The 12,604-nt window shown below is 48.5% G+C and carries 11 protein-coding genes; 7 read left to right on the top strand and 4 right to left on the bottom strand.

Annotated elements, in window-relative coordinates:
* From IT393_06750 to IT393_06740, 3 genes are all read left to right on the top strand, one after another.
* The coding region (locus tag IT393_06750) for a hypothetical protein (GenBank protein MCC7202339.1) at positions 1-267 on the top strand (267 nt) is incomplete at its 5' end.
* A 19-nt stretch (positions 268-286) separates the two neighbouring features.
* Positions 287-2,239, top strand: a complete 1,953-nt coding sequence (locus tag IT393_06745; GenBank protein MCC7202338.1) for a hypothetical protein — start codon at positions 287-289, stop codon at positions 2,237-2,239.
* Positions 2,236-5,568, top strand: a complete 3,333-nt coding sequence (locus tag IT393_06740; GenBank protein MCC7202337.1) for a VCBS repeat-containing protein — start codon at positions 2,236-2,238, stop codon at positions 5,566-5,568. Before IT393_06745 ends, IT393_06740 begins: the two co-directional genes overlap by 4 nt.
* 25 nt (positions 5,569-5,593) lie before the next feature.
* Here the strand turns inward: IT393_06740 and IT393_06735 are convergent, their stop codons facing one another.
* Both IT393_06735 and IT393_06730 read right to left on the bottom strand, forming a co-directional pair.
* A complete protein-coding gene (locus IT393_06735; GenBank protein MCC7202336.1) occupies positions 5,594-6,529 on the bottom strand; it encodes a peptidoglycan-binding protein in 936 nt (311 codons plus the stop codon).
* Between the two features lie 47 nt (positions 6,530-6,576).
* The gene (locus IT393_06730) at positions 6,577-7,566 is read right to left on the bottom strand and encodes a cytochrome-c peroxidase (GenBank protein MCC7202335.1); all 990 of its coding nucleotides are present in this window, start codon (positions 7,564-7,566) and stop codon (positions 6,577-6,579) included.
* 121 nt (positions 7,567-7,687) lie between these two features.
* Here IT393_06730 and IT393_06725 point away from each other — a divergent pair, with 121 nt between their 5' ends.
* Together IT393_06725 and IT393_06720 are read left to right on the top strand one after the other, a co-directional pair.
* Positions 7,688-8,242 carry a DUF3365 domain-containing protein gene (locus IT393_06725; protein MCC7202334.1) on the top strand — a complete coding sequence of 185 codons (555 nt, stop codon included), beginning with the start codon at positions 7,688-7,690 and terminating at the stop codon, positions 8,240-8,242.
* Positions 8,243-8,297: 55 nt separating this feature from the next.
* Positions 8,298-8,750 (top strand): hypothetical protein, encoded by a 453-nt coding sequence (locus tag IT393_06720; GenBank protein ID MCC7202333.1) that lies wholly within the window; start codon positions 8,298-8,300, stop codon positions 8,748-8,750.
* On the opposite strand, the gene IT393_06715 is transcribed toward IT393_06720, so the two are convergent.
* Both IT393_06715 and IT393_06710 read right to left on the bottom strand, forming a co-directional pair.
* Positions 8,747-9,766 (bottom strand): ATP-binding protein, encoded by a 1,020-nt coding sequence (locus IT393_06715; GenBank protein MCC7202332.1) that lies wholly within the window; start codon positions 9,764-9,766, stop codon positions 8,747-8,749. The genes IT393_06720 and IT393_06715 overlap by 4 nt on opposite strands.
* Positions 9,767-9,769: 3 nt before the next feature.
* On the bottom strand, positions 9,770-10,450 hold the full coding sequence (locus IT393_06710) for a response regulator (GenBank protein ID MCC7202331.1): 681 nt from the start codon (positions 10,448-10,450) through the stop codon (positions 9,770-9,772).
* A gap of 89 nt (positions 10,451-10,539) precedes the next feature.
* Between IT393_06710 and lpdA the strand changes: the two genes are divergently transcribed.
* Both lpdA and IT393_06700 read left to right on the top strand, forming a co-directional pair.
* Complete coding sequence (gene lpdA, locus IT393_06705) at positions 10,540-11,937, top strand: dihydrolipoyl dehydrogenase (protein ID MCC7202330.1); 1,398 nt, start codon at positions 10,540-10,542, stop codon at positions 11,935-11,937.
* 291 nt (positions 11,938-12,228) lie between these two features.
* Positions 12,229-12,604 (top strand): hypothetical protein (locus tag IT393_06700; GenBank protein ID MCC7202329.1); only part of this gene is annotated, 376 nt, incomplete at its 3' end.

The following is a 12,604-nucleotide window of genomic DNA, read 5'->3' as shown; positions in this document are numbered from 1 at the left end:
GGGACTGTCTGGGCCTGGGGACAAAACAGTTTCGGCCAGCTTGGCGATGGGACAGAGACTGAAAGGCACACGCCGGTACAGGTGATCGGTCTTACTGGTATTGTCTCTGTTGCCGCAGGAGACCGCCATTCCCTTGCCTTAAAGAGTGACGGGACTGTCTGGGGATGGGGATACAGCGAATACGGTGAACTCGGGGATGGGACATGGACGTATCTTTACAACACCCCTATTCAGGTCTGGTTGATTGAGGTTGTAGGCTTTAGATAATTAGCATACAATAGAGTTGATGTACCCTCTTTTCTTTGTACTCTTTGTCTTTGAGACCCTGAGCGGCATCTATCTATATCTTGATGGTTCTTTCACGGTCTCCCGGCAGTTCACCGGTCTGACCCATATCATCATCGGCTTGCTCGCCCTCTTGCCGGCGATAGCCTATCAGACGCTTCATATTGTCCGGTCAATAAGATCTCCAAGACATCTGATGAGAAATCTCGGCATCCTCGCCTTTGTTACCCTCGTTGCCTCGCTCGTCACAGGGGTCATGTGGGGATATGAAGGGACGAGGGCGGACAATTATGTCTTAACCGGTGTGCATCTTATTGCGAGTATTGCTGCCCTTGTACTCATCCTGATGCACATCAGCGTCTATATAGGCACACGGAGGGAGTGGAGGCTCTTCAATACATTTCTGCCAAAGAGCAATCTGGTGTTCAGCTTAGCGATGATCGCGGTCATCCTTGCCTTGTCCAATCACTACAAACCAATGGAATATAAAAACGGGACACCGGACGGCTATGTCCTGAAGTGGAATGACAACCCCTTTTATCCGAGCGAGAGCATGACATCCACAGGCGGGATTATTGACGCGAGGATCATGGGGAATTCCAAATCATGCGGCGTGGCCGGCTGTCATACGGATATCTACAGGCAGTGGTACTCCTCTGCCCACAGGTGGTCATCTACAGATGTCTTCTACAGGGCAACTGAAAAGCTGATGGTAAAGAAAGAAGGTATGATAGCAACACGATATTGCGGCGGGTGTCATGACCCGATTGCCCTCTTTGCCGGAGACCAGAATCCTGGAAAGTCTCTTGATACTCCTTACAGCGAAGAGGGTATTTCGTGTATAGTGTGCCATTCCATCACTCAGATCACGCATATGAGGGGCTCCGGGAGCTATCTGTTCACGCCTCCATCCCGATATATCTATGAGGGAAAGGACGGATATCTCCCGGAATTGGTGAGCAATCTTGCGATCAGCAGCAATCCGGCGAAGCACAGGGATACCTATTCGAAAGATTTCTACGAAAAACCGGAATACTGTGTCCCGTGCCATAAGCAGTTCATCGGCAAGGACACCAATCACTGGGGGTGGTTAAAGCTTCAGGATCAGTACAGCAGTTGGCTTGCAAGCCGTTTTTCCGGCAGGAACTCCAAGGGCTTTTTCAGCGAGAAGGATCAGAAGACCTGCAATGACTGCCATATGCCCCTCGTGAAATCGGATGACCCTGCTGCGGGGCCTGACGGCATGGTGAGGTCTCACCGGTATGTCGCGGCCAATACAGCCGTCCCGTGGCTCACAGGTGATAAAGAGCAGCTTGAGCTGACAGAGGAGTGGCTGAAACGGCGTGAGGTCTTTCTCGATATCTATGAACCGCGGATTAAAGACGGGCCGCGGGAGACCAAGTTCATCTCGCAGGACCTGTATCATGCGGCAGAGATCACGCCGTGGGTATACATGGGGGACAAGTTTGAACTCCAGATCAGCGTCACCAATTTCGGGGTCGGTCATCACTTCCCGGACGGTCCTGTGGACATCCATGAGGCATGGATCGAGGTCAGGATTACGGACAGCGCGGGGAACCTCGTCTTTTCAAGCGGGGCCATGGACAAGAACGGGGAGGTGGATGAAAAGGCCCACTTCTACAGGGCGCTCGAGGTTGACAGGTACGGGAAGATCGTGGACAAACATAACCTGTGGGACATGATCGGCCACGTGTATGTCAAGATGATACCGCCCGGTGAGACGGATATCGCTACCTACGAAGTCGAGGTGCCGTACTGGGTCAAGGGGAACCTGACGGTCATGGCAAGATTGAGGTACAGGAAGTTCAATCAGCAGTATACGAACTGGGCGTTGAACAGGACCGACGTCAGGTTGCCCATTGTGGACATGGCAAGGGACAGCATCACGATACCGGTCAGGAATAAGCGGGAGCAGGAGAGAGGGTTGGAGTGAAATCTGTAAAGTCGGCCAGTTCTATTATTGTCATTCTGTTCTTGTCCGTTGCCATCGTTGCCGGATTTTTCTATTTCAAGGCCAGCAAACGTCTGTCCGCGGAAATCCCTGCCATTAAACCCGGCGTCAGCGGAGACATGGTCCCTGTCGTTCACACGGCCCCGGCTGTCCCATCAGGCCATGCCGTCTTCTCAGATTATACAGAGAGGTCGGGCATTGACTTTCTGCATCATCAGGCAGAGGACGTAATTAATTCTCTCCCCCAGGTCATCGGTTCCGGGGTCTGCCTGTTTGATTACGATAACGACGGGAACATGGATGTCTATCTCGTAAATGGGTCCGGATATACCTATTATTACGGCGAGAAACCATGGTGGCACAAGGCCCCTTCAAATGCTCTCTATCACAATGAAGGCAACGGCAGGTTTACCAATGTAACCAAACAGGCAGGCGTTGGCTACACCGGATGGGGGATGGGGTGCGCGGCCGCAGACTATGATAATGACGGCCATAGGGATCTCTATGTGACGTACTATGGAAAGAATGTCCTCTATAAAAATAACGGGAATGGGACTTTTACGGATGTGACAGATACCGCGGGCGTTGGCGGCAATAAAGAGAAGTGGAGCACCTCTTCGGCATGGGTGGATTATGACAATGACGGATGGCTCGACCTCTATGTCGTTAATTACGTCAAGTTTGACAAGTACATGAATCCGGGAGAATTCAACTCTGCCTATCAGATGCCCACGGCCCTCCTGATGAATTCAAAGATCTACACCGGCTCTGCCAACATACTTTTCCACAATAATAAGGACGGGACATTTACGGATGTCACAAAAAAGGCGGGTGTAGAAGATTCCGCAGGAAAGGGACTTGGCGTCGTCTTCAGCGACTTCAATAATGATGGAAGGCCCGATCTATATGTGGTTAATGACGGGGCGAGGAACATCCTGTTTCGCAATAACGGAGACGGGACCTTTACAGACATCGGAGGTGAGGCCGGGGTAGATACGCCCCTAAGCGGCATGGGTGTGGCCGCAGGGGACTATGATAATGACGGCGACTTTGACATATTCTCCACATATCCGGCCAGTGAGACCAATATCCTGTACAGGAATGAGGGGTCTCAAGGCCGGGAGGGCCGGTTGGCGTTTAAAGATGTTACGGTGGCCTCAGGTCTCGGTGAAGACGCCGGCATAGGATATTTTGGGTGGGGGGCGGAGATGTTTGATTATGACAATGACGGCCATCCTGACCTCTTTGTCGCCAACGGGAATCCTAATCCTGATTTCGACAATCCGAGGACCACAGTCGGCCAGAGGAATCAGCTCTTTCGCAACGATGGCAATGGAATATTCCGGGATGTGTCCGACTCTGCAGGCGACGGCCTGAAGATCATAAGATCGAGCCGTGGCGCCGCATTCGGCGATATAGACAATGACGGTGACATAGACATCGTCATTAACAACAATAATAATTACGCCTCTGTCTTAAGAAATGATGGTGGAAATTCCGGAAATTTCCTGACCATCAGGTTAAAGGGGACAAAGAGCAACAGGGACGGAATCGGCGCCAGGGTGACTGTGACTGCCGGCTCGCTCGTTATGCTGCAGGAGGTCAGATCAGGTTCAGGGTATCTCTCTCAGAGTGACCTGCGGCTTCACTTCGGCATGAACGAAGAGAGAAAGGCAGACAGGATTGTGATTCAATGGCCATCCGGTTTCACGCAAACGTTTAAAGATGTGGCAGCTAACCGCCTTATTACGATTACTGAAGGCGAGGAACGTATAGAAGAACGTGTAAACGTCATTCCCGCGAAACATGTCCCCGCAGGATTTAAGCGGGGAGCGGGAATCCAGAGTAAAGGCTGGAGCCTGGATTCCCAATCTCGCGGGAATGACGAGGCGAATGCAGTATCTCCAAAGGAAAGGGCCATGCTCCTTGCCCTGAGTGATTCCAGACCATCCCAAAGAATCGAGGCCATGAGGCTGTTGCGGGAGACTTCCAATGAGGCGTTGATAGACAAGGCCATCGAGCCTGTGATGATGTCCCTGAGCCACCGTGACAGAGATGTCCGCGGGGCGGCCGCGGATTTGTTGTGCAAATTTCTAAAAGATGAGCAGACGATCCTCAGGACCACTATGCACAGGAAGAGGCTTGCCGTCGTGCCGTTGGTCAAGGCCCTTGCTGACCCGGAGCCAGGGGTCAGGGGAAGTGCGGCAAAGGCGCTCGGGTATTCGGAGAGTTACAGGGCTGTTATTCCGGTAACCCAAATGCTGAAAGACCCGGATCAGGGTGTCCGGCGCGAGGCGGCTTTGGCGCTTGGCTGGTTAAAGGATAAGAGGGGGATAGAACCCTTGCTTGACAGGCTCAGGGACCATAATGAAGTTCCCTCTGTCCGTTCCGGTGCGCTCCTTTCCCTCATCCGGCTTGAGAGTGATGCGACGGTTGCCCCTCTGACAGAACAGTTGCAGGGAGAGGATAAAAGAGAGAGGCTCGCGGCATTGGAAACGTTTCAGTCCGCGCTGAAAGAAGATGAGACTGTTTTGCTGAACAGGAAACTACTCATTCAGCCATTGATAGCATTGTCAGAGGATTCGGACGTCAGGGTCAAGATCGGGACGATAAAGACACTATCTCTGATAAAGGATTCCGTTGTCATTCCTCCTCTTATCCATGCCCTTTCAGATGAATCAAAAGAGGTCAGAATGACGGTGGTCACTGCCCTTGGAGAATTGAGAGATAAGAAGGCGGTTGAGGCCATGGTCTCAGTTTTGAACAATAACAATGAAGATGAAGAGGTCAGATTATCTGCTTTGAAATCCCCGGCCTTTATTATAGATAAAGAAACTGCTTCGTTAATGCTTCAGATTACAGCGGATCCGGCGGAGGCGATGGAGATACGCCTGTCAGCATTGCGCAGGGTAGTGGATTCTAATATCGTTTTCTGGGACAGAAACGCCGCAAAGTTCCTCGAAAATGATGAGCCGGAGATCAGGCGGAAGGCGGTTCAGGGGGTGGGGCGGCTGCATGATGCCCAATCCGCAGACCTGCTTCTTCGATGTTTGCGAAGCGATAAAGATAATTCCGTCCGAAGCGAGGCGCTCATAGCGCTTGGTTCTTACAAAGAGAGAAAAGTCGTTGATGCATTGATAGGCATTATCAGGAGTAGCTCTGAAGAAAAAGGGATGCGTCAGGGGGCATTGGCATCCCTCGTCCGGATCGGCGATGAAAGGGCCGTAATTCACATTCAGGGAATTGCCCGGAATAACCGGGATGAGTTGAGAGGCGACGCAGAAGAAGCACTGAAGAGATTTAGACAGTGAGGAATGTTATTTAACTGACACTGCCTTATTTAGCCAACTGAAACAGTGTGGATGGCACCCAGCCTTCATTTCCCAGTTCGTCTGATGCCTTCCACCAGATGCCCTCCTTGTCACCCGTAGGATAGAGCATCATACCGGCGTCCAGATCACGCACAACCGTTGACTTGACGTTTGGCTTTTCATACATCCTGCCTGGTTTAGCCATGGTCACGGACTGTGTGACGTTGTCTGCCTTTGCATCCGGCTGGATCTGTTTCACGTCTTCCACTAGCTTAGCAAAAGCATCCAGGTACGCCATGGTAACCACCTGGCCGATCTCTGTATTGGCATAACTGCTGGCACCGGCAGCCGCAAATCCACCGAAAAAGGCCCCGCCTCCGCCGCCCCATCCTATATCAGTCTTTTTTGCATGACCTTCCTGTAAGGAAACCTGCTCGGTCGAGCGGACATCCGTCAGGGTCAACACAACATCGGCAGTCTTACTCTTGAGGCTCACGCCTCCAACAACTGCACCGGCAACTCCACCCAGCCAGCCGCCGAGTGCACCACCGATATTTTTACCACCGGCACGGGCATTTTGATTAACAATATCAGGGACCAGCACATAATCTGCAGCCTTCATCTGGCCTTTTCCAACATTGGACCCTCCGCGTAATTCACCGCCGCCTGCCAGGGCACGTTCCTTCTCTGCAGCCGCCAGTCCCTTGCCCCGGTCAACCAGTGTAAAACATTTGGATTTCGATACAAACACCTTGATCAGGGCTTCCGGTGATTCAAGATTAAGCCCAACCCACCATTTATTTTCCGGTTCAGTCACCGCCAGTGTGCCAATCTTCTTTTCGCACAATGGAATTTCCGGTCCTTTTTTCTCATTATCTGCAGCATTCGCGACATGAATGAACCCCCAACCGATGACAAGCAATGTAATCAGCACCCAGGACTTGACACTTCTTCTAAGCATATCTATAACCTCCTCTCAACTTCTCATTGAAAACAGGAAAAACCGGTTCAATTCCGGTCAGGTCTTGGCGTCTTGTCTGTAGAAGGCGGCAGCACCGGCAGATCTACCTTCATCATCTCTCCTGTCAGTGAGTTTAAAAACGCACCGATATATTTTACTTCTTCATCTGTCAATTTTATGTTTAACTGCTTCTCTGCCATTATCCTGACTGCCTCATCCAGGCTCCATACTTTTCCGTCATGGAAATAGGGATATGTAAGGGCAACGTTTCTCCAGGAGGCAACCTTAAATATCTTCCTGTCCGCTTCGTTCTTTGTTATTTCATATCTGCCCATGTCATCACCGTAATCAAACCTCTGGAAACTGGCACCGCCCATAGCCGGTCCGCGGTGGCATGCAATACAGCCTTTAGTTACAACCAGGTCAAGCCCTTTCCGCTCGTCTGCGGAGAGTGCATTGTTGTCTCCCTCAAGGAACCTGTCAAATCGTGAGGGGGTGATAAGGGTGCGCTCAAATGCACCTATAGCCTTCGCAACATTTTCATAAGTTACCGGATTTTTCTCACCAGGGAACGCCTTCTTAAAAAGGACCACATATTCCGGTATGGTATTTATCCGATCAAGCACCAGTTCCTTTGAGGCTGCCATCTCTACAGGGTTTAGAACAGGTCCCTGGGCCTGCTCCTCCACATCCTTTGCACGTCCATCCCAGAACTGTGTAAAATGGAGTGCGGCATTATAGACAGTAGGTGCATTTCTGCTGCCTGACTTCCAACCATGCCCGATAGAAGTAGGGAGGTTATCAACTCCTCCTGTAGTCAGGTTGTGACAGGTATAGCAGCTGAAAAGTCCGCTCCTGGAAAGTCTTGCATCAATGAAAAGCATCGCACCGAGCTTCAGCTTGTCAGGATTTAGCTGATTCTCAGGGTTATCAACCTTATCAGATATTGGTTGAAAGAAGGACTTGTAAAACTCCGGGCCTGCTGATTCTGATGAGGCAACCGACGGAATAGTTACTGAAAGGATGATCAAGACCATCAGGACTTTAACTAAATTCCTTGTTTGCATTACTCACCTCCATATATTTTAAATGACTTTATCGTTACAAAGATTTGCTCTATAATGGACATGATAATAGAATAACTGAGGAGGAATTCTTATGCAAGTGATAATTATTTCAATAGTGTTTATGATTTCATTTTTTTCTCTTCCTGTTCATGCCCAGGAAGAGACTGGAAGCAAGAAGCCCGGTGCAATCTCTGCTGCTGATGAAATCATACAGATGCGGAGCACACTTGCTCAAAACTTCATCAAACCAGATATGGAGATTACTGAAGAGACATTTAAGAATGTCTGCGGTGCGGTTGCCAAAAGGGTGAAGGAAATCATGGAGAAGGATGGATACAAGATAAGACATGCCTCTGCTAAAAACAGAAACCCTGTAAATGCGGCGACACCGGAGGAGATTGTTATCCTCGACACCTTTGACCACAACAGGGAAATCAAAGGTCAATGGGATGAAGTTGAAACCGGCGGTAAAAAATTTCAGATGTATATGAAGCCCATATTTGTCGAAGATGCCTGCCTCGCCTGTCATGGGGCAAAGGACAAGAGACCCCAATTTATCGTTGACAAATATCCAGAAGACAGGGCGTATGACTTCAGGACAGGAGACCTCAGGGGTATGGTTGAAGTCATGTTCGGAGAAAATTGAAGGTCCGGGGACCTGCTGCATTAACTCGCACGAATCTTGCAATAGAAACATCTACATGCACAGGATATTCAGCCTGTTAAGAGTTTTTATAGTCTTTTCATTTATAATGATATCAACATCCCTTGTATACGCTGAATCAGGTTCAAACAAGTCTGCAGCCAGAGGCCGCTATAACAGTGAATTTTATCTTGAATGGAATAACTGGTATAAATCAATCGTCGAAAACCCAATTTATTTACAGGTAAATGATGTTTTCATCGGTAAGCTTACCCTGTCGAGGGATAACAGGCTGGAAATAAGTACCCCTGTATCAGACAATTTGATGACCAGACTTACAATCGGCGACCGGGGTGTAACAATTTTACCTGATACAGGAAGCTACAACATTGGTCTTGGGATAACTAAACACATGCACAATGGATTGTCATTTGACACTTCTGTAAATTTTGACATTAGAAATCCTTCTGATGTGACCTACTGGCTGACTCTCCCGGCCATTCGTTTTTAAACTCCCTGGATGGGTATTGTAAATGAAAATGTGGCCCCTTTGCCTGGCAGGCTTTGCACCCATATTTTACCATTATGCGCCTGGATGATGTGTTTTACTATGGCAAGGCCGAGGCCTGTGCCGCCAAGGTCCCTGCTTCTGCCTTTATCCACGCGATAAAATCTCTCGAAAATCCTCGGTATATCCTTTTCCGGGATGCCTGTTCCGGTGTCTTCCACATCAACCCTTAGATTATCTCCCTCTGTGCACGCCTTAATCCTTACTTCTCCCTGATTCGTATATTTAAGTGCGTTATCAATAAGATTTACAATGACCTGCTCAATCCTGACCTTGTCAGTCATAATCCTGGGCAGGTCCTTTTTAACATCTCCAACTAATTTCAATCCCTTGTCCTTTGCATTTTTCCCAAAGCCATGGACGGCCCCCAGTATCAGGCTTTTTATATCCACCTCTTCTATTTTTAGAGGCATCTGCTGAGACTCCAGTTTAGACAGTATCAGAAGGTCGTCTATGAGCGCCGTCATCCTGTTTGCGTGCTTGTCAATAATAGACAGGAAATTTTTCAACGTCTCCCTGTCATCCATTGCACCATCAAGCAGGGTCTCGGCATAACCTTTTATGCTTGCAAGGGGGGTACGCAGCTCATGACTTACATTGGCCACGAAATCCCTCTTGATGGCCTCAACCCTTTTCTCTTCAGTAATATCCTGAAAGAATCCTATCAACCCCCTGATGGATTCTTCTTCAAAATGGACAAGCCTGACTTCCAGTGTCTCCCCGTTCTTTCCCTCAATTGTAACCTTTTCCGGGTTATTGTCTTTTGCCTGCAGTGTCCTTTCTATTGCCTCCAGAAGAGTGTGGTCTTTTATAATGTCCGCTGCCTTTTTTACAGACAGTGCCTCTCTAATCAGGAAGGAATCTCTAAAAAAGGGGTTCATGAAGAGGATATTTTCTCCTGAATCAATTACAAGGACCCCTATTTCCATCTCTCTTACAACTGCTTCCAGTAGCTTCACTGATTAGTACTCCTCCCTGAATTTGTAACCGAATCCGCGGACCGTCTCAATGCAGTCCCCGTGGTCGCCAAGCTTTTCGCGAAGCCTTGTGATATGTGTGTCAACAGTCCGGTCAATAACATAACAGTCACTGCCCCAGACCCTGTCAAGCAAGACCCCTCTCGTCAGGACCCTTCCAGGAGATTTGGTCAGTTCCACGAGCAGTTTAAATTCCGTAGCCGTCAGGTTTAATAGCTTTCCATCAAGAATTGCCGATGATTTACTAATATCTATCGTAACAGGCCCTGCTTTAATAGTCCTGGTCTCTTCCTCATGCCCCCTTTTTAATACTGCCTTTACCCGCAGCACCAGTTCCCTTGGGCTGAAGGGTTTAATAATATAATCGTCCGCCCCGAGTTCGAAGCCTACAATTCTATCCACCTCCTCACCCTTGGCAGTGAGCATTATTACCGGTATATGTTTTGTAGTTTCATCCCCCTTTAAAATCTTGCAGACCTCTGTGCCTTCCATGCTTGGGAGCATGATATCCAGAATAATCAGGTCAGGCCTTTCTTTTTTTGCGATATTTAAAGCCTCAGGACCATCCTGAGCAGAAATGACCCTGAATCCAGAGTTCTCGAGGTTATATTTCAGGAGGGTTAGAATATCATTCTCATCATCAACTATAAGGATAGTTATTTTCATTTGCTGATTGAAATAATATACTGCATTCGTTACAATCATGTTACAAAAGCATTTAATATTTGTAAAGATTCAAGTACGGAGATTTTTAAGTGAAGACCTTTGATGTATCCATAATTGGCGGCGGCCCCGGCGGCTACGTGGCTGCCATAAAGGCCGCACAGCTCGGCATGAAGACGTGCCTTATTGAAAAGGATAAGACAGGCGGCACCTGCCTGCACAGGGGATGCATCCCTACAAAGTCTCTCCTTCAATCAGCTCATCTTTATCAACTTTGTAAGCGGTCTCAGGAGTTTGGAATCACGACCGGCAGCGTAGGGTTTGACTTCCTGCAGATCGTCCGGCGAAAGGATGCTGTTGTCGCCAGGCTTCACAATGGCGTCAGGATGCTTTTAAAAAAGTATGGAGTAGAGGTGATAGAGGCAGAGGGGCGGCTTGAAGGGCCTGGAAAGGTTAGCCTTCTAAAGGAAGGCCGTGAGGCAGGAGAGATACAGTGCAATAATGTAATCCTTGCAACAGGTTCCTCTGCGATGAGACCCTCCTGGATACCCTTTGACAATAAATATATAGTTACCAGTGATGAAATCCTCCGGATGGAGGAGTTGCCGTCTTCTTTGATTATCGCCGGAGGGGGAGACATTGGCATTGAATTCGCCGGTTTCTTCAATACCCTCGGCACTGATGTAACTGTCATAGAGATGAAAGATTCCATCCTGCCGTTTGAAGAACGGGATATCAGTACAATACTTAAAAGGACACTGGTCAAGAGGGGGATCAAGATTCTTACTGAAACTACTGTTGATAATGTCACGGTCATTGACGGGAAGGTACAGGCAGGAATTAACAATAAAGACGGAACCAAAGGAGTCCTGACCGCTGACCGTATGCTGGTTGCCCTTGGCAGACGGCCTGTAACAACCAATACAGGCATTGAAGACACCGGCATAGAGCTTCATAACGGATTTGTCAGGATTAATGAAAGGTATGAGACATCAGTGCAGGGAGTTTATGCAATTGGAGACATTGCAGGCCCGCCGCTGCTGGCACATAAGGCATCGCAGGAAGGCATAAGGGCCGCGCTTTGTATTGCAGGAGAGGAAGTGCCACCCATCAATCTCCACTTGGTCCCGCGTGTAAATTATTCCTCCCCGCAGGTGGCAAGCATTGGCCTGACCATTAAGGAGGCAGAGGAAAAGGGATACGAAACAGCCACGGCAAAGTTCCCTTTCACTGCAAACAGCAAGGCCATAATAGCAGGTGATGATGAGGGAGGCTTTGTCAAGATAGTTGCAGACAAAAAAACTGCCGAAATACTCGGCGTTCACATGATCGGACCAGAGGTGTCGGAGCTTATAGGCGGTCTTTCCATCGCCATGTCACTCGAGGCAATGGCATCAGACATCGAGCATGTCATATTCCCTCATCCAACACTGTCAGAGGTTATAAAAGAAGCGGCACATCTGGTGGAAGGAAAGGCTATTCACATTTAGTATTTGCAGATTATTATTGAACAAAATAGGCTGGGCACCGATCACTTTCCTTTCTGAAACGTAACCTCTCCTCCATGAATTTTAGTTTTTCAAATTTGCTTTCCACGGAATTGAATATCTTAATAGTATACTCCCCACATATGGCCACTAATATTAAATAGAATATATTAAATAAATATTTACTTGACAATGATCGTTCTATCCATTATAAAGAACGACATTATATCCTTATAAATAAAATAATAAGATACTATTATGTCTTATTATCAGTTCGCAATCTTAGGAGATTGCATGCGATCAGATCAGTCTGTTGTCCTTTCTTCCCTGAGGGGGCGTTTATATTTTAACTCTTTTATCTTTATACCGCTGCTGATCGTAATCTTATTCCTGCCCATAGGGGCATTTGCCTCAACGTCTGTCGGTGGGCGTATCTCCACCGACACCACATGGACCCTTTCCGGCAGCCCGTACGTAGTCACATCCGCAGTCCAGTTCTACGGAAATACCAGCACCCCCATCACCCTGACCATCGAGCCTGGAGTGGTTGTGAAGTTTCAGACTGGTACGTACCTTCAGATCGCAAATGGAATGAACTACCCTGCCGGTCTCAATGCCTTTGGCACGGCTGAGGCGCCAATCATCTTCACCTCATATAAAGACGATACCG

It is taken from the genome of Nitrospirota bacterium (genome assembly GCA_020851375.1).
Classification (GTDB): domain Bacteria; phylum Nitrospirota; class 9FT-COMBO-42-15; order HDB-SIOI813; family HDB-SIOI813; genus RBG-16-43-11.
The sequence above is the reverse complement of the archived record's forward strand: the minus strand, read 5'-3'. Positions and strand labels throughout refer to the sequence as shown.